19 protein-coding genes are annotated in these 17,466 nt (G+C 68.8%); 8 read left to right on the forward strand and 11 right to left on the reverse strand.

Annotated features, from left to right (window positions below; all coding sequences use genetic code 11):
• Positions 1-46: 46 nt before the first annotated feature.
• Positions 47-1,012 (forward strand): D-glycero-beta-D-manno-heptose-7-phosphate kinase, encoded by a 966-nt coding sequence (gene rfaE1, locus Q0Z44_RS04905; protein ID WP_298011025.1) that lies wholly within the window; start codon positions 47-49, stop codon positions 1,010-1,012.
• Positions 1,013-1,031: 19 nt separating this feature from the next.
• Here the strand turns inward: rfaE1 and Q0Z44_RS04910 are convergent, their stop codons facing one another.
• From Q0Z44_RS04910 to Q0Z44_RS04930, 5 genes are all read right to left on the reverse strand, one after another.
• Positions 1,032-1,574 (reverse strand): adenylyltransferase/cytidyltransferase family protein, encoded by a 543-nt coding sequence (locus Q0Z44_RS04910; RefSeq protein ID WP_298011026.1) that lies wholly within the window; start codon positions 1,572-1,574, stop codon positions 1,032-1,034.
• Between the two features lies 1 nt (position 1,575).
• Positions 1,576-2,469, reverse strand: a complete 894-nt coding sequence (locus Q0Z44_RS04915) for a porin family protein (protein WP_298011027.1) — start codon at positions 2,467-2,469, stop codon at positions 1,576-1,578.
• Between the two features lie 99 nt (positions 2,470-2,568).
• Positions 2,569-3,180, reverse strand: coding sequence for an SIS domain-containing protein (locus Q0Z44_RS04920; RefSeq protein ID WP_298011028.1), 612 nt, complete (start codon positions 3,178-3,180; stop codon positions 2,569-2,571).
• A 4-nt stretch (positions 3,181-3,184) separates the two neighbouring features.
• Positions 3,185-3,709, reverse strand: coding sequence for a hypothetical protein (locus tag Q0Z44_RS04925; protein WP_298011029.1), 525 nt, complete (start codon positions 3,707-3,709; stop codon positions 3,185-3,187).
• Positions 3,706-3,954 carry a hypothetical protein gene (locus Q0Z44_RS04930; RefSeq protein WP_298011030.1) on the reverse strand — a complete coding sequence of 83 codons (249 nt, stop codon included), beginning with the start codon at positions 3,952-3,954 and terminating at the stop codon, positions 3,706-3,708. Before Q0Z44_RS04930 ends, Q0Z44_RS04925 begins: the two co-directional genes overlap by 4 nt.
• Positions 3,955-4,095: 141 nt before the next feature.
• Between Q0Z44_RS04930 and Q0Z44_RS04935 the strand changes: the two genes are divergently transcribed.
• Complete coding sequence (locus tag Q0Z44_RS04935; protein WP_298011031.1) at positions 4,096-4,503, forward strand: hypothetical protein; 408 nt, start codon at positions 4,096-4,098, stop codon at positions 4,501-4,503.
• A gap of 14 nt (positions 4,504-4,517) precedes the next feature.
• Here Q0Z44_RS04935 and Q0Z44_RS04940 read toward each other — a convergent pair whose 3' ends face one another.
• A complete protein-coding gene (locus tag Q0Z44_RS04940) occupies positions 4,518-7,340 on the reverse strand; it encodes an ATP-binding cassette domain-containing protein (RefSeq protein WP_298011032.1) in 2,823 nt (940 codons plus the stop codon).
• 155 nt (positions 7,341-7,495) lie between these two features.
• Between Q0Z44_RS04940 and Q0Z44_RS04945 the strand changes: the two genes are divergently transcribed.
• Genes Q0Z44_RS04945 through otsB form a run of 4 tightly spaced genes read left to right on the forward strand, consistent with a single transcriptional unit; the run spans position 7,496 to position 12,390 of the window.
• Positions 7,496-8,173, forward strand: a complete 678-nt coding sequence (locus Q0Z44_RS04945) for a PIG-L family deacetylase (protein WP_298011033.1) — start codon at positions 7,496-7,498, stop codon at positions 8,171-8,173.
• Positions 8,163-9,080 (forward strand): glycosyltransferase, encoded by a 918-nt coding sequence (locus Q0Z44_RS04950; RefSeq protein ID WP_298011034.1) that lies wholly within the window; start codon positions 8,163-8,165, stop codon positions 9,078-9,080. Before Q0Z44_RS04945 ends, Q0Z44_RS04950 begins: the two co-directional genes overlap by 11 nt.
• A 45-nt stretch (positions 9,081-9,125) precedes the next feature.
• Complete coding sequence (locus Q0Z44_RS04955) at positions 9,126-11,573, forward strand: trehalose-6-phosphate synthase (RefSeq protein ID WP_366517573.1); 2,448 nt, start codon at positions 9,126-9,128, stop codon at positions 11,571-11,573.
• 4 nt (positions 11,574-11,577) lie between these two features.
• Positions 11,578-12,390: a trehalose-phosphatase gene (gene otsB / locus Q0Z44_RS04960; protein WP_298011035.1), complete on the forward strand. Its 813-nt coding sequence runs from the start codon at positions 11,578-11,580 to the stop codon at positions 12,388-12,390.
• A 41-nt stretch (positions 12,391-12,431) separates the two neighbouring features.
• On the opposite strand, the gene Q0Z44_RS04965 is transcribed toward otsB, so the two are convergent.
• Complete coding sequence (locus Q0Z44_RS04965) at positions 12,432-13,550, reverse strand: mechanosensitive ion channel family protein (RefSeq protein WP_298011036.1); 1,119 nt, start codon at positions 13,548-13,550, stop codon at positions 12,432-12,434.
• A 244-nt stretch (positions 13,551-13,794) separates the two neighbouring features.
• Here Q0Z44_RS04965 and Q0Z44_RS04970 point away from each other — a divergent pair, with 244 nt between their 5' ends.
• The gene (locus tag Q0Z44_RS04970; protein ID WP_298011037.1) at positions 13,795-14,343 is read left to right on the forward strand and encodes a hypothetical protein; all 549 of its coding nucleotides are present in this window, start codon (positions 13,795-13,797) and stop codon (positions 14,341-14,343) included.
• 93 nt (positions 14,344-14,436) lie between these two features.
• Entirely contained in the window at positions 14,437-14,937 is a 501-nt protein-coding gene (locus Q0Z44_RS04975; protein ID WP_298011038.1) for a pyridoxamine 5'-phosphate oxidase family protein, read from the forward strand.
• Positions 14,938-14,955: 18 nt separating this feature from the next.
• Here Q0Z44_RS04975 and Q0Z44_RS04980 read toward each other — a convergent pair whose 3' ends face one another.
• The 4 genes from Q0Z44_RS04980 to Q0Z44_RS04995 all read right to left on the reverse strand — a co-directional run.
• Complete coding sequence (locus tag Q0Z44_RS04980) at positions 14,956-15,933, reverse strand: hypothetical protein (RefSeq protein ID WP_298011039.1); 978 nt, start codon at positions 15,931-15,933, stop codon at positions 14,956-14,958.
• 8 nt (positions 15,934-15,941) lie between these two features.
• A complete protein-coding gene (locus tag Q0Z44_RS04985) occupies positions 15,942-16,157 on the reverse strand; it encodes a hypothetical protein (RefSeq protein ID WP_298011040.1) in 216 nt (71 codons plus the stop codon).
• 164 nt (positions 16,158-16,321) lie between these two features.
• Entirely contained in the window at positions 16,322-17,086 is a 765-nt protein-coding gene (locus Q0Z44_RS04990) for a hypothetical protein (RefSeq protein ID WP_298011041.1), read from the reverse strand.
• 106 nt (positions 17,087-17,192) lie between these two features.
• A partial coding sequence (locus tag Q0Z44_RS04995; protein WP_298011042.1) for an EamA family transporter occupies positions 17,193-17,466 on the reverse strand: 274 nt, incomplete at its 5' end.

The raw sequence follows: 17,466 nt of genomic DNA on the forward strand, positions 1-17,466 counted from the left end.
GCCCCCCTGGGGGCATCTTCTTCAACCCGAAAGGCAGAGACCCCTCATGGCCCAATCGACCTTGCGCGTGCTGCTGGTGGGCGACGTGATGCTGGACCAGTACTGGGACGGCACCGCCTGCCGGATTTCGCCGGAGGCCCCGGTGCCCGTGCTCAGCGTGAAGGGCCAGCGGGCCCGACCGGGCGGCGCCGCCAACGTGGCGGTGAACCTGGCTGCGCTCGGGTCGCCGGTGACGCTGCTGACGCCGCTCGGGGACGACGAAGCCGCCGACGAACTGGTCGACATGGTGGTGGAGCAGGGGGTGACCCTGGAAGCGGTGCGACAGGCGGGCTATGCCACCACCCGCAAGATCCGGTGTGTGTGCCGCGGCCAGCAGCTGCTGCGGGCCGACTTCGAGGTGCCTGTGCCACAGGCTGCCGTGAACCGCTTGAGCCACCGCTTTGCGCGGCTGCTGCCCGAGCACGACATCGTGGTGCTGTCGGACTATGCCAAGGGCGCGCTCACGGAGTGCGCCGATTTCATCCGCGTGGCGCGCGAGGCGGGCAAGCCGGTGCTGGTCGACCCGAAGGGGCGCCACATGGCCCGTTATGCGGGGGCGACGCTGCTCAAACCCAATCTGGCCGAGTTCACGGGCTGGGTGGGCGAGCCCGACGATGAAGCCCATTTCTGCCGACTGGCTCATGCCTTGCGCCAGAGGCTGAGGCTGGAGAACCTGCTGGTGACGCGCGGTGAGGCGGGCATGAGCCTGTTCACGGCGCGCGGCGTGTTTCACCAGCCGGCCCAGGTGCGCGAGGTGTACGACGTGTGCGGGGCGGGTGACACCGTGCTGGCCGCGCTCACGCACCTGATCGCGCTTGGCGAGGCTGTGCCCGAGGCCATGCGCTGGGCGAACGCCGCGGCCGGCATTGTCGTGGGCCGATCGGGCACCGCACAGGTCACGTACGAGGAGGTGGCGGCCAGCCTGCACGTCCCTCGATCGAGCAGCCCGACCTGGTTGTCGGCGGCGTCCTGATCGCTGCCGGCGCGCGGCGTCAGCCGCGTTGGGGCTCGATGCCCAGCCGGCGGAGGATGCCCGTGCTGCTGTGGCCGGCCACGAACGGCACAGCCAGCGCCCGGCCGCCCCACTGCGCCACCAGCGCGGCCTCTGGCAGGCGGGCCACGTCGTAGTCACCGCCTTTGACATAGAACTCAGGGCGGAGGCGTGCCAGCAAGGCCAACGGCGTGGCTTCTTCGAACACGGTGACGGCCGACACGGCCTCGAGTGCCGCCAGCACCCAAATGCGGTCGGCGGCGGTGTGCACAGGGCGGCCCGGGCCTTTGCCCAGGCTGCGCGCAGACGCGTCACTGTTGACGCCCACGATCAGCGAGGCGCCCAGTGCACGGGCAGCCTGGAGCCCCTGCACGTGGCCGCGGTGCAGCAGATCGAACACCCCGTTGGTGAAGACCCATGGACGAGGCAGCGCGGCCAGGGCGTCAGGCAGGCGGTCGACCGGATGGTATTTGGCCGGCCTATCCGGGCCAGCCGGCCCCGTCGACATCACCGCGGGTGTGCCGGCGGGGCAGGGTGCCGTCATCTCAGAAGCGGTACTTGAAGCCCACGGTGGCCATGTCGACGTTCTTCTTGTCGTCGCCGGGGAACTTCATGTGGTGGCGGTCCCAGTCGAGCGTCACGCTCCAGTTGCGGTTGAAGTCCCAGGCCAGGCCGACACCGTAGGCAGCGCCGAAGCCGGTCTCGTCGCCGCGTGCGGCCACGATGCCGGGGCCTGCGGACACGTCCGTCCAGCCATAGGTGCCACCCACGCGGCCCACCAGGTTCAGCGTGCTGGTCAGCGGGGCGATACCGGTGAGCACCAGGTTCACGCCACTGATCTTGGTCTTGCCGCCGTTGCGCTCGGCGTCGTTGAACCGGAAGTAGCCCAGCTGCAGGCCGAAGTTGGGGTTGAAGAGACCGCCGGTGTAGACGTGAATGGCAGCGTCAGGGTCTTCGCAGTCCTGACCGGGCAGACATTCGTCATCGATGTCACCGGCGCCGACCGACAGGCCCACGTAGCCCGAGGTGGTGTAGGGCAGCCAGGAGTAGCCGCTGCCGGCATAGCCTGCGCCGGGGCCGGCGGCCGTCGGCTCGCTGGGGAGCGTCGACAGCTCGGTGCTGTAGCGGCCGCCGGCGGTGTCGCTCGTGCCCATGCTGCCCGGCTGCGAGCCCATGCCCTGGTCGGCCTGGTTGGTGCTCACGCCATCGGCGGCGGTGCCGCTGTTGGCGCCGGTGGTGCCCTGCTGTGCATCCATCGAACCCGTGCCGCCGGTGGAGGGCGTGGCATTCGGGTAGGTGCTCGTACCCGGGCTCTGCATGCCGCCGGCGCCAGAGTTGTCAGTCGGGGTGGCGCCCATTTGCGCCTGGGCATGTGCAGCGGCCAGGGCGAGCACGGCCGCAGCGATGACGCGGGGGGAATGGCGGTGGATGACGTTCATTCTTGGCTCCTTGTGTGTCGATGAAGATGGGCCCGCGAGGGGCGGGCAAGCAAAAGGGAACGGACGCCATGCGGCAAGCAGCGTGCCTTGTCGACCGTTTCACCCATGTCCCAGCTGGATTTCGATGAGCCCGCACAGCGCGTGCACGATGAAGCCGTGGGCTTCCTGAATGCGGGCGGTCGCGGTGTGCGGCACGGCGATGACGTGGTCGCACGCCTCGGCGAGGAGATTGCCGTCGCGCTGGCCGGTCAGTCCGATCGTGGTCAGGCCGCGTGTGCGGGCCTCCTGCATGGCAGTCAGCAGATTCGGTGAGCGACCGGACGTGGACAGGCCCACCAGGCAGTCACCCTGCACGCCGAGCGCGGCCACCTGGCGGGCAAAGACGTGCTCGAAGCCGTAGTCGTTACCGATACAGCTCAGCAGGGCGCCACTGCCGCTCAGCGCGACAGCCGCGAGGGCAGGGCGGTCGTGCAGGAAACGGCCGGCCAGTTCGGCAGCAAAGTGTTCTGCGTCGGCGGCGGATCCACCGTTGCCACACAGCAGGAGCTTGTTGCCGCGACGCAAGGTGTCTGCGATCTGCGCGGCGGTTTGCTCGATGGCCTCGCTTAGTCCGTGAAGCTGGGCAAAGAGCTGCTGGTGCTCATGCAGGGCACGCTGCAGGTGGCCGGTGAGATCCAGCCGTCTTCCCGGCCAGGGTGCAATGAGGGTCACAAGCTCATCCAATGAGCTCGACCGGGCGGGTGGGCGTCGTGTGTTCGTGGCCACGGGTCGGTACCTCGATCACGCCGTCCTGCAGCCAGCCCGCGTGGCGGTCCTTGCAGGCCGCCCGAATCTGCGCAGCGATGGCCAGACCGAACGCCTCGTCGAACCACGGCTGGGCACCGCTGACCCCCACCACGATGCCATCAAGGCAGATGCCGCCGGTCAGCAAGGTGTCGCCGGGCTGGAGCAGGTGCGGATGGTGGGTCTGCACTTCGGTGCCATCCAGGCCCGTTTCCCAGCTGAGGCGAGCCTTGCCGCGCGCGAAGGCTGTGTAGTCGGCGTCGCGCGCCGCCACGTCGCCCAGGGCGTGCTCAAGCAGGATGGCGTCTTCGAAGGCGACCTCACCGGGGCGCATGCCCGGGTGCATCACCACCACGTGCATGAATCCTGCGCCACACACGGCGTGGTCACGCAGGCCAGCTTCGAGCATGGGCAGCGCGCGCTGCAGGGCCTGACGGGCGAGTTCGTGGTCGATCATGGTTTGCAAGGTGGGTTGGCCCCTGGCTGGAGCGTCCAGTCCTTGGGGTTTTCGGTGGATTGCAGCAGCGCATGCGTGTGCATGGCCGCGCTGGGAGAGATCGGGTCGCTGGCCGGGAAGGTCTGGTCGAGTGCGTCGTCCAGCAGCTCCTGGTAGGTGGGGACGCGGTCCCGCTTGCGCGTGCAGCAGCCGTCCAGACGGCGCGCTTCGCGTTCTTCCGCGGTCTCGGTGGGCAGCGTGGGCATGTCGGGCTCCTCAATCAAGGCAGCACGCCACACGGCAAGTGGCATGCCTGTCAGCCGGGCCGCATCGCGAGGGCATGCCGATTGCCGAACTTCTGACCGGCCCCCGAAGGCCGTGTCGAGCCCTGCCACTGGAGACCGTTCATGTTTGCCTTGCCTTCTGCTTCCCGCCAAGCCTTGCCCCACGCACCCATCTTTCCGCCCCTGCCGCTGGATGAGACCCCTGGGGTGCCGACGTCGGGGCCCGCCCCGCTGTACTGCCCGCATCGCGTGCCGCGCACAGCCTGGCGAACGGCCGATGGCCTGTGGATGGCAGGCGGTCAGAGCATCGGCCACGGCCCGGGTGCCGGCGGCAACGAGGGCACGGCAGAAGACCGCGGCACCGGAGCCCGGGGTTCCAACCTCACGCGCAGCGATGGCGGACCTTCGGGCGACGACATCAAGGGCCCGGGTAACAGTGGCCCGGACGGCGGGCCCATCCGCAGTGACAAGGACGATCCGCTTCTGGGCGGTACCCAGGGGGGGCCCGCGCAGCCCCGTCGGCCGAGCTGACCCGCTTGCAAGACTTACGACCTGTGGTCGTTGTTGCCGGTAACTGACCCGCCGCCCTGCGGCGGGATCGCTGGCCCGCCCGCAGTGAGGCGGGCAAGGGTGTCAATCAACTCCCCCGGCTGAGCGGGCTTCACCAGGTGCGCCTGGAAGCCGCTCATCAGAGATCGCATGCGGTCAGCCGGCTCGGACAGGCCGCTCAACGCGATGGCCGGCACGCGTTCGTGCAGCGGCACCTCGCGCTCGTCTTCGATCTGACGAATGCGGCGGATCACTTGGTGGCCGTCTTCGGTGCCCAGGTCGATGTCACACAGCACCGCCCTCGGCCAGCCCGATGCCGGCGTCTCTGCCAGCCATGCGAGTGCACCGCTGCCGGTGTCGAACGGCGCCACGCGCGCGCCCTCTGCAGACAGCAGCATCACCAGCGATTCCAGCGCGTCGGGCAGGTCGTCGATGGCCAGAATGTCGAGCCCATCCAGGGCGCCGTGTCCGGGGGCGGTCAGGGCGGCGCGCGTCTCACCGGGCAGCGCGGCGGGCTGCGGCGCGGCGGCCTCCAGCGGCCGTGCAGACAGGGCCAGCAAGGGCAGTTCGATGACATGGCGCGGCCCGTGCAGGGAACTGGGGGGATCGGACTGAAAGCGCCCTCCCTGGCGCTCGATCACCGCCCGCAGCGCGACGGGGTCGAGCGTCACGGGGGGCATGGGCAGGGCGCCGGCAGGCAGGGGCGCCCGCTCGTCGGCCACGGCGGGCAGCAGGCCCTCCGTGATCGCGAGCCGGGCGTGCGCCTGGCTGCGCTCCAGCCGCAGGGCCAGCCGGCCACCTGGCGGCACCGTCAGGATGGCGCGCATGCAGAGCTGGCCGATGGCCTGGGCCAGCGAGCTGGGGTCACCCACCACGCGGGCGTCCTCAAAGGCGATGTCGGCATACAACTTGATGTGACGGGACTCGATGGCGTCGCGCAGGCCGTCGAGCACACCCATCAGCAGCACCGCCAGGTGGATGGGCTGACGTGCCAGTTCGTGTTCCAGCCGTTCCACCTGCTGCTGCTGGCGTTGCAGGCGCCACAGCTGCGCGTACAGCCCGTCATGTGCCAGCAACTCCTCATGGCGGCCCCGCTCGACGATGCGGCCCTTGTCCATCACGATGATGAGGTCGGCATCAACGATCGTCGACAGGCGGTGGGCGATCACGAGCGTCGTACGGCCATGTGCGATGCGGTCCAGTTCGGCCTGGATGGCCCGTTCGGAGCGCGCGTCCAGCGCCGAGGTGGCCTCGTCCAGCACGATGATGGGCGGGTTCTTCAGGAAGGCGCGTGCGATGGCGATGCGCTGGCGCTCGCCGCCCGAGAGGGTGAGGCCGCGCTCGCCCACCGGGGTTTCGTACTGCTGGGGCAGCGACTCGATCAGTTCGTGCACCTGCGCGGCCTTGGCGGCTTCGATCACGTCTGCCAGGCTGGCACCCAGGCGGCCGTAGCCGATGTTGTGTGCCACCGTGTCGTTGAACAGCGTGGTGTCCTGGGGCACCACGCCGATGGCACGGCGCAGCGACCCCATGCGCACGCTGCGGATGTCCTGCCCGTCGATGGTGATGCGGCCCTTGCCCACATCGTGCAGGCGCAGCAGCAGGCGGGCGAGCGTCGATTTCCCCGAGCCGCTGCCGCCCACCACGGCCACCGTCTGGCCCGCGCCGATGTGAAAGCTCACGTCCTGCAGGATCGGTCGACCGGGCTCGTAGGCAAAATCGACGTGTTCGAAATGAATGCTGCCGCCTTCGATGGCGAGGTCCTTGCTTTCGGGCGCATCCTCGATGTCGGGCCGCTGGGCCAGCAGGTCCAGCAGCTTCTCCGTGTTCACCAGTGCATCGCGTGCCTCGCGGAACACGAAGCCCAGTGCATTGAGCGGCAAGCAGATCTGGATGATGTAGGCGTTGACGAGCACCAGGTCGCCCACGGTCAGGGTGCCTCTGACGGTCTGCTCGCCCGCCAGCAACATCACCAGCGCCACCCCGATCGCGATGATCACGCCCTGGCCGATGTGCAGCGTCGACAGGGCCTTCTGGTTGGCAACACCCTGTTCCACCCACTGGCTGAGCACGCCGGCGTAGCGCTGTCGCTCGTGGCCTTCGCGCGCGTGGAGCTTGATCGCCTCGTAGTTCAGCAGGCCGTCCACCATGCGGCCATGCGCGGCCGAGTCGACCTCGTTGACGCGGCGCTGGCGCACCTCGCGGCGCTGCGTCATCAGGGTGGTGTAGGTGCCGTAAGCCACGAAGGTGGCCATGATGACGACGGTGAACCAGACGCTGTAGCCGACGGACATCACGACCAGCACCGCGCCGAATTCCACCAGGGTGGGCACCACCGTGAACAGCCCGGCGCCCAGCAGAAAGCCGATGCCGCCCGTGCCCCGCTCCAGGTCGCGGATCAGGGCGCCGGTCTGCCGTTGCGCGTGAAAGCGCGGGGTGAGATCGAGCAAGTGGGCAAACGCCCGCTCGGCGTAGGACGTCACCACCCCGAGCGTGACGCGTGAAAAGACCAGGTCACGCAATTCCGTGAACAGGGTGCCAGCGAAGCGCAGTGCGGCATACCCCAGGAGCATGAAGACCGGCAGGACCAGCACGGCATGCGGCGCCTGCAGTGCGTCGCTGGCCTGGGCCGAACCGGCCGCCAGGTTCTCAGGCCGGCTGAAGCGGTCGACGATGGCCTTGAGCAGCAGGGGCACGAGCACGGCCGTCACCTTGGCGGCCACCAGCAGGATGATGGCCGCGGCGGTTCGACGCCAGCGGGGCTTGACTGCGTCCCAGAGGATGGGGAGGACAGCCCGGAGGCCGCCGCTGCTGTTCATGCGCAAGAAGTCCTTTCTTCCGGGCTGGGCCCCGGGCTGCAATGGGCGGGTGGCGTGCTGCGGCAGCACCTGGCGTGCCCGGTCGCAGCCGGGAACGCGGCTTGCCACGCAGATGCATCGCGTCACCTTCGAGTCGTTTCGTTGCAGCCCCCGCCATGGTCATCCTTTCTCCCCACCCCGACGACGCCGTCTTCTCGTGCGGGCACCTGCTTGCCAACCGCCCGGACAGCACGGTCGTCACCGTGTTTGCCGGGCTGCCCGAGGAGGACAGCCCCCTGACCGATTGGGACGAACGCTGTGGTTTCATCAGCGGACGTGTCGCCATGCAGACCCGCCGCGACGAAGACGCGCAGGCGCTCGGCCTGCTCGGCGTGACCCCGTTGTGGCTGGATTTTCTTGACGCGCAGTACGGCAGCAGCCCGTCGCCGCACGAACTGGGTGAGGCTCTGCTGGACACCCTGCGGTCGCTGGATGACCCTCCCGTGGTGCTCCCGATGGGGCTGTTCCATTCCGACCACTTGCTGGTGCACGAGGCTGCGTTGTGGGCCCTGCGGCGCATCGTGGCGAACTGGACCGTGCACCTGTACGAAGACATCCCCTATCGCCGCCTGCCGGGCCTGCTGCAGCAACGCCTGCAGACGCTGGCCACGTTGGGCCTGGAGGCCACCCCTTCGACCATGGTGGTCAGCCCGGTCGAACGCCTGAAGGCGCGGGCGGTGTCGAGCTACGTCAGCCAGCTTCGGGCGCTCGGGGCTGAGGGGCTGTCGGACCTTACGCGGCCCGAGCGGCTGTGGGACCTGCACGGTGCGTGTGGAGGCGTCGATGGCGGCTGATGCGCTTGTGACCGTGGTGGTGCTGACGCATCAGCGTTCAGCGGAATTGCGGCGCACCCTGGCTCACCTGCGCCGTCTGCCGGAGCACCCTGCCATCGTCGTGGTCGACAGCGGCTCGTGCACGCGCGACGCCCGTGCGAACCGCGAGGCGGCCGCCGAGGTCGGGGCCCTGCTGGTGCGCGTGACGCGCCACCTCGGGGCCGCGGCCCGCAATGCCGGCGTGGCGCAGGTCCGCACGCCCTATGTGGCCTTCTGCGATGACGACACCTGGTGGGCCCCTGGCGCACTGCAGCGGGCCGTGGAGGTCATGGCCTCGTGTCCTTCGGTGGGGCTCATCAATGGCCAGGTGCGGATCGGGCCGGAGCAGCGGCCCGACCCCCGGTGCTCGCGCATGGCACAAAGCCCGCTCGACCGCATCGGTCTGCCCGGTCCGGCCATCCTGACGTTCGTGGCGGGGGCCGTGGTGATGCGCACACAGGCCTTCAAGGAGGCCGGCGGCTATGAGCCCCGTCTCTTTCACGGGGCCGAAGAGCGCTTGATGGGACTCGACCTCGCCACGCTGGGTTGGGACATGGTCTACCTCGCCGATGCGGTGGTGCACCACCATCCCGCGCCGCCTCAGCAGTCTGTGGAACGTCGCCTGCTCGCGGTCCGCAACCGCCTGTGGATCGCAGCCATGCGTCTGCCATGGCCAGATGCGGCCCGCGAAGTGCGGCACATCTTGCGGCAAGCCAGCGCGCAAGGCGTGGGCGCGGCGGTGCTTTGGCGCACGGCCGTGGGCCTGCCGTGGGCCTTGTGGCATCGGCAACGTGTTCCCGCTGACGTGGTGCGCATGCACCGTCTCATCCGCGGCGATGCCGATGCCGGGCATGCCATTTGCCCGAAAGGCATGCCGCGTGTGGGGTGAAACCACCTCGCTCGACCCTGAAACCTCACCTTGCCGGAGCTGCATGTGACCGTGACCTCGTCCTGGCGGACCCGCCTCTCCGCCGTCCAGCGCCTGCTGCGCCTCAGCCTGGCTTTCATCGTGCCGTTGGTGGTGGTGCTGGGTGTGCTGGGTGTGCTGTCGATGCAGGTCAGCGGCCCGTTGCTGCAGGGCTGGACCCAGCGCGAACTCGATGAGCGCGCCGGCCTGGTCAGCAAGGCGCTGCACGGGGCCATCATGCTGTCGCTCGAAGAAGGCAACCAGTCCGAACTCACCCAGCAGATCGAGAGCCTCACGGAAGACGAGCGGCTGTACGCGATTGCCGTGTGCACCTCGCCAAACGCCGTGCTGGCAGCCAGCCGCAATTACCCGTCCGAGCTGGCCTGCGCCGAAGGGCGTGACGCGACCACCCGTGTTGGCCCCGCCATGGCGCGGTGGTTGTCGCAGATGCACGTGCGGCGCATCGATCTGCCGGTGGCGCCGGCCGCCGGGGGCGGGCTGGTGTCGGATGCCGCCCCGGACGGCGGCCATGTGACGCTGGTGGTGATGCAGAACCCGGCCGAGGCGGGCCGCCGTGACCAGCAGGCGCGCAACTACCTCACCATGCTGTTCGTCGGCCTCGGTGTGGTGCTGGCGCTGCTCTTCATCACCGTGGCCAATTGGGGCTGGCGGCACTGGATCAACGGCGTGCGCCGCGTTCTGAGCGACGGGGGCCAGGCGGCCGCGCTGGGGCGGGCTTCACCCGAGATCCAGCCGCTGCTGCCAGACCTCCGCCGCCTGCTGCGCAGCGTGCACGAAGACCGCCGCATCCTCAAGGACACGACCATCGAATGGCGTCCCGAAACCCTCAAGCTGCTGCTGCGCGAACACCTGTCGGGCGATGAGGTGATCGTGGTCTCCAACCGCGAGCCCTACATTCACCAGCGCAGCGAGGACGGCAGCATCCGTGTGCAGCGCCCGGCCAGCGGCCTGGTGACGGCGGTGGAGCCCGTGATGCGGGCCTGCTCGGGCACCTGGGTGGCCCACGGCAGTGGCAGCGCCGATGCCGATGTGGTCGATGCGCGCTCGCGGGTCCGGGTGCCGCCTATTCCGGAGGGCGGCGAGCCGCTGCACGACGCCTACACCCTGCGCCGGGTCTGGCTGTCGGCCGAGGAAGAACGCGGCTACTACTATGGCTTCGCCAACGAGGGCCTGTGGCCACTGTGTCACATCGCGCACGTGCGGCCGGTGTTCCGCGAGGAAGACTGGCAACAGTACCGTGCCGTCAACGCGCGATTTGCCGATGCCGTGGCCGACGAGGCCCGCACGGACAACCCCGTGGTGCTGGTGCAGGACTATCACTTTGCCCTGCTGCCCCGCATGCTGCGCGCCCGCCTGCCACGCGCCACGATCATCACCTTCTGGCACATCCCATGGCCCAACCCCGAATCGTTCGGCATCTGCCCGTGGGCGCGCGAGATCCTCGAAGGCATGCTGGGGAGCACCATCCTCGGGTTCCACACGCCCTACCATTGTCAGAACTTCATGGCCACGGTCGATCGCTTCCTCGAGGCCCGCATCACGCAGGAGGATCAGTCGGTGAGCTTCATGGGCCAGCGCACGCAGGTGCGTGACTACCCCATCTCGATTCCCTGGCACCCGGCGGCCGACGACGCACTCTCCAGGGCGCAGTCCGACCAGAGCGCGCTGCGCGAATCCATGGGTCTGTCGCCCGAACACCGCCTGGCCATTGGCGTGGATCGACTCGACTACACCAAGGGCATCGTCGAACGCATGCTGGCTGTCGAACGCCTGCTGGAACGCCATCCCATGTGGCTGGGGCGCTTTTCGCTCGTGCAGATTGCAGCCCCGACCCGATCGAGCCTGGAGGCCTACAGTGCGCTCGATCACCGGGTGCGCGAAGAGGCCCGGCGCATCAACGCCTGGGCCGCCGAGCGAGCACCAGGCACGCCGCCACCCATCATCCTGTTGATCGAGCAGCACGACAGCGAATCGGTGCGCCGCCATTACCGTGCATGCGAGATCGCGATGGTCACCAGCCTGCATGACGGCATGAACCTGGTAGCCAAGGAGTACGTGGCAGCTCGCGAGACCGGCGATGGCGTGCTCATCCTCAGCCGCTTCGCCGGTGCGGCCAGCGAACTCCATGAAGCCCTGGTCGTGAACCCCTATCACATCGAGGAAACCGCCGACGCACTGGCCAAGGCCCTGACCATGCACCCCGCCGAGCAGCGCGAGCGCATGCGGGCCATGCGAACCCGCCTTGCCGACTTCAACATCTACCGCTGGGCCGGCCGCATGCTGCTGGACGCGGCGGACGAGCGTCAACGGGCCCGCGTGCAGGACCGCATCGTGCAAGTCTCCGGCGTCGTGGCACCCGAAGGCCTGTTCCGTGCCCCCTGGCGAGCGCGGCAGGCGGCCAATGGAGGGTCGCCGGCGGCGGCCGAGCGAGGCAAGCGTGCGCACAAGGCCTGACACCATGGCACCCTGGCTGCTCGACCCCCAACACCGCCCGATGCTGGACGACTGGCTCGGCCCCAGCACGCTCTTCGCATTCGATTTCGATGGCACGCTGGCACCCATCGTGGATGATCCTGCCGAGGCGCGGATGTCGCCGTCCACCTGGACGCAGCTGGATCGCCTTGCGCGGCTGGCGCCGGTGGCCGTCGTGTCCGGTCGCGCTCGCGAGGACCTGACCGCCCGAGTGCCGCCCGCTGTGGGCTACCTGATCGGCAACCACGGGAACGAAGGGCTGCCCGGCGGCGACGCTGATACCCGCGAGCGACGTCACATCTGTGCCTTCTGGGAAAGCCGACTGCGCGAAGACGCCTCCTTGTGGCGTGCGGCGCAGGGTGCCCAGATCGAGAACAAGGGGCTGACGCTGTCCTTGCACTACCGGCACTGCGAGAACCCCGCGTGGGGGCGCTCGCTGCTGCTGGCGCGGGCCACCCGGCTCGTGCCCGTGCCGCGCATCATCCGCGGGCATGCGGTGTTCAACCTGCTGCCGCCGGGTACCGTCACCAAGCGGGAGGCGCTCGAGGCCCTGATGCGGCACACACGCTGTGAGCGCCTGGTCGTGTTCGGCGACGATGTCACCGACGAGCTGGCCTTCCGTGATGCGCCAGACAACTGGCTGACGGTGCGCGTCGGCGCCAGCATGGACACGGCCGCGCGCTACCACCTGGAAAGCGTCGAGGAAATGGGCTGGCTGGTGGGGCATGCCGTGGGATGCGTTCACCATGCGGCCCAGGACGAACCCGAACCACAGCAAGGCCAGCAGCAGCGCCGCTGAGGCGGGAGGCACGGCTTCTCACGCCGCCCCCGCCGCTGCACTCAGGCGGTGGGCGCCATCTCCCTCGGCAAGGCGGCCGGTGGGGCAGAGCCCTCGTCCCCCGCGCCGCCGTCCAGCAGTTCGGCCCGCATGCGAGGCAGGCACTCGGGCCAGCGGTCTTGCACCAGCTGAATCAGGCTTTCACGCACCAGGCAGCGCAGATCCCAGTTGCGGCTTGAATCCGGCGAGCTCACCAGACAGCGGATCTGCATGGCCTGGTCGCTCACTTCGACCACCTGCAGCACGCACGCCTGACCATCCCACAGATCGCTGCCTTCGCAGAGCCGGCGCAGCTCGGCGCGAAGCGGCTCCAGCGGCGTGCGGAAATCCAGCCAAAGCAGCACCTGGCCCGTGATGGCGGCGCTGCTTCGCGTCCAGTTCTGGAAGGGGTTCTGCGTCCACCATTCCAGCGGCACGATCAGGCGGCGCTGGTCCCAGATTTTGACGACCACGTAGGTGCCGGTGATCTCTTCGATGCGGCCCCACTCGCCTTCCACGACCACCACGTCGTCCAGCCGGATGGGCTGCGTCAGGCCGATTTGCAGGCCGGCGATCAGGTTGCCCAGCACCGGCCGCGCAGCCAGGCCCGCCACGATGCCGGCCAGACCGGCCGAAGCCAGCAGGCTGGTGCCGATGTGGCGCACGCTCGGAAAGGTCATCAGCGCAATCGCCACGCCGATCACGGTGATGAGGGTGACCAGCGTGCGCGTCAGGGCGGTGGTCTGCGTGCGCAGCCGGCGCGCGGACAGGTTGTCGGCATGGTCAACGGGCTGGAGCAGCGTCACGGACTGGCCGGCTGCCCGCACCGCCTGGATGACCAGCCAGGTCAGCGTGGCGATGACGGCCACAGTCAGGAATTGCCGCACGGCGCCGATGCCAACGAGCTGATCCGGAGCGCTGGAGAGCACGACGTTGAAGGCGATCAACGGCATCAGGACACGCATCGGGCGCCGTGTCCCCTGCTGCATCGCCTGCAGGGCCGGGGAGTGCCGCGTGGCCCGCGAGAACACGGCTTCTGCCACACGAAGGAGCACCGAAACAATGAGGGCAGAGGCCAGCGCACTGCCGAGCTGGACCAGCCAGCGTGCTTCGTCGCTTTGCCAGGAGGAGGGGAGCAACATGGTGATCAGGACGGTGAGGGATGAACGACCGCCCGTTTCGGCAAGGGCCATGCCCGTGCAGACGGGATGTCGGCGAGAGCCCGCAGATCGGGGGGCGCGATGCCGATGTTGCGGCAAGCCTTGCCTGGCTTCTGACCGTGCCGCAGCGTGCCTTTGCCGCCTGTGCCTGGGCACAACGCTTGCCGTTCAAGGGCAGGCGGCACAGCAGTGTCCTGCCGGAAACCATCTCAGAAGGACGAGCAACATGACCAGACAATCAACGCTGAGCAAGACTTTGGTGGCCCTCGCCGTGACGGTGGCTTCGGGCGCCGTGATGGCGCAATCGGCCGGTCAGTCGGGCGGGAGCACCAGCCCGTCGTCACGCGGCACGGGCTCCGGCACCATGGACGACACCCGCGGCACGGGCGCCGGCACCGGTGCGACCGGCACGGGAACAGGCACGGGCATGGGAACCGGCAGCGGCACGACCGGCTCGGGCTCGACCTCTGGCAGCCGCGGCGGCACGCTGGATGACATGCCGGCCACAGGTGCGGGGCAGGACACGGGCAACACCGGCAGCAAGGCGACGGGCGACACCCAGCGCAAGCAGCCGAAGCGCTCGACCAACCAGAAGCGCCGCGGCGACACCGATCCGAAGGATCCGCATCAGGTCAACGGTCCGAGTGGCACCGGGACAGGAACCGGGACGGGCGGCAGCACGGGCTCCGGCTCGGGCGGATCGACCGGCACCGGAACGGGCACTGGGACCGGAAGTGGCGGTGGCTCGGGCTCCGGCTCGGGCAGCAGCCGCTGACCCCGGCTTTTTGGGTGCCCTCACCCGCAATGGCGAACCCGCTCATGTCGTGAGCGGGTCATCCGATGATCCACTGGAAAGGACAGGCCCCGCATGACGGACACCGCACGCCGCGCGCAGCTCTGGGAGCTGATCAAGGACATCCATTTCGGCATGTTCACGACCCGGCACGCCAACGGGCATCTGCACAGCCGCCCCATGACGACCCAGAACCGCGCCATCGACGAAGACGACAGCCTCTGGTTCTTCATGTCGGCCGGCAGCGAGACCGTGGCCGACCTGCTTCGTGACAACCAGGTCAACGTGGCTTACGCGGACCCCGAGGATCAGGCCTATGTGTCGGTTGCCGGCCAGGCCGAGATTGTGGAGGACGATGCGCGCAAGCAGGCGCTGTGGTCACGCGCAAACGAGGCGTGGTTTCAGGGTGGCCCGACCGACCCTGACCTCACCCTGGTGCGGGTGCGCATCGCGCATGCGGATTACTGGGATGCACCGGGCAACCGCCTGGTGCACCTGTATGACATGGCGGTGTCGGCCCTCACGGGCGAGCCGCCGAAGGACAAGGGCGAGCGCGGTCGCGTGGACATGCGCTGAGCCCTTGCCCAGCAGGGCTTACAGCACCCGCACGTTCACCAGCGTCTGGTTGACCAGCTGGTAGGCGATCTCGCCGAAGGTGGCGGGCCCCTGCACGCCGCCGATGGCCTTGCCTTCCAGCTCACCGAACACGAAGTTCAGAATGCAGTTGCACGACACCACGGTGCCGCTGGTGTCCTGGTCGGCCAGCTTGCTGCGGAAGGCCGCTGCGTAGTCGCTGACGGGACGGGCGAAGTGGTAGTCCACACCCGGGAAGACCGGTGCATACAGGTCCACATGGTCGGCGTGCACCTTCTGCAGCGAGACGTTGACGTGCGCCCCCGCGAAGTCGCCCACCAGCGGGAGCTGGCCATGTGCCAGGCCGCGGCGGTTCACGTACTCGGCGAAGTTCACCTTCTCGCCATTGACCTCGCACTCGCGCACGTTGAACGACGTGTCGTGGAAGCGCAGTGTGTCCTGACCATCGGGCTCGAACAGGTTGACGATGTCGACCTGCACCAGCTTGTCCTCGGGCAGCGCCACATAGGCCACGACGGCGCGGTCGGTATGCTTGGTGGCGGTGCGGCCGTCATAAACCTTGGGGCTGGCCTTGCCCAGGTCGTTCAGGTGCACGCCAGCAATCCAGCCCACGGTGGGCTTGAGGAACGCGTCCTTGTAGCTGGCCGCCTCGGCGGAGAAACGGCGGTGGGTCTCGCTGGCGGCGGGGATGATGGTCAGCGCGAAGCCGTTGTCCGGCGCGTGGCCCGCAATGCCCTCCAGTTCCGACGGGCCATAGCTGGCGAGCGTCACGTTGCCCACCTCCGACAGGTCGGTCGCGAACACGCGGTCGTCCTGCACCACGGTGCCGCCTTCGGCCACCATGAAGTAAGGAATGGTGCCGGCGATCCAGTTGCCGGCCGGCAGCTTGTCGAGCGTGGCCTCGGTGCCTGCCAGGCTCAGCGCCTTGCCTTGTTGAATGAGCTCGATGGCGGCTTGAAGCGAAATCAGTTGGTTCATGGACATCCTCACAGACTGGTCAGCTGGGCAACTTCGGCAGGCAGAACCTTCTCCCACTTGGTGAAGAAGGCCTGGATCTCGGCTGCCTTGACGGGCAGGGGATCGGCGCTGCGCTCGATGCGCTTGGTCAGCAACTGGGTGCCCAGATGCTGGGTCTTCAGCTTGGACAGGCCTCCACTGGCAAGGCGCTGCCAGCAAGGGTGATTCGGGGCGGGAATGGCCATACACGGTCTCCTCAGGTCCACAGGGGGCGGCGATGGGTTCGCCGCGCGGTTTCAACCCAGCTTATCGGTCGTGACAAGCGGCGTTAAACCCGGAATCCCCTGATGCCGGTCTGGACCGCCCGTTACCGTGACGGATCTGACGGGATGGCCGTCTGCGCGTGTGGCTAGCGGGCGGTGGCCGCCGGTGCGCCGGGGAAAGCCGCTTCCGCCGGCGCGGGGCCGCCATACGTGATCACCACCTTGCGGTACACCTGCCGCGTGGCCGGGTCGAGCAGGTTCGAAACCCCGGTGTAGCGCAGCAGGCGGGTGCCGCGCGCGTCATACACCAGCTCGATCGGATCGACCAGCATGCGCAGCACCGAATCGGGTTCCACCTTCACCCGCACGGCGGCCTCGCCGTTCACGGTCTCTTCGCCCACCTTGCGGGCCCGGAAGCGGAAGCTGTCGGTGCGGCCGGCCACAACCAACGTGAAGCGCACCGTCTCGCCCGCCTGAATGCCCTTGAACTGGGCCAGCATCAGGTTGTTGAAGCCGGCATCGGCGGCGATCAGGTCGCCTTCGGGCGACAGCGCCTTGCGCTCCGTGCGGCCCTGGTCTGACTTGAAGAGTGCCAGTTGTGGCGTCAGGGCGGAGATGCCCTCGCTGTAGCCTTGGGCCGGCACGTCGAGCCGGTACACCGGCACGGTCCGGTTGCCCCGGAAGTCAAGGCTGCGTCGGGCCACCTCCCGGCCCTGCGCGTCGTAGTACAGCGTCTGGCCCTGCAGCAGGGCGCCGTCGGCCGTGGTCTGGTTGTCATGCACCTCGGTGTAGAGGTAGCGCTGGGTGGCCGCATCGCGCGCAAAGCCCAGCAGGCGGGCCGCCGCGGCGCCGTCATGGGCGCACAGCAGGGCCGAAACAAGCATCACGGTCAGGGCGGGGCGAGCGGTCATGGCAGCGGTGAGAGAGCCGGGGCGAGCCGATTCTAGGAGTCGGCCCGCGCCGTACACCCGAGGGCCCCGGAAAGGCCCCGCACCTGGCCAGGGGCTTGTGCCCTGTTCAGCGCACCCGCGTCGACAGCCAGGCGCCCAGCGACACGAGCGTCAACCCCGTCACCAGGGACGCCGTGAGCGGTTCGCCCAGCAGCGGCACCGCGCCCAGCCCGGCCATCACCGGCACCAAGGCCACGAGCGCGCCGGTGCGCTCGGCCCCCAGCGTCTTCACCGCGTGCAGGAACAGCACCATGGCCAGGATGGCGGGGCCCAGCCCCTGGTACAGCCCTTGAAGCAGCAGCATGGACGTGGGCACGGTGTGCAGGCCCTTGGGCAGGGCC

It is taken from the genome of uncultured Aquabacterium sp. (assembly GCF_947366995.1).
In the GTDB taxonomy this organism is placed as follows: domain Bacteria; phylum Pseudomonadota; class Gammaproteobacteria; order Burkholderiales; family Burkholderiaceae_C; genus Aquabacterium.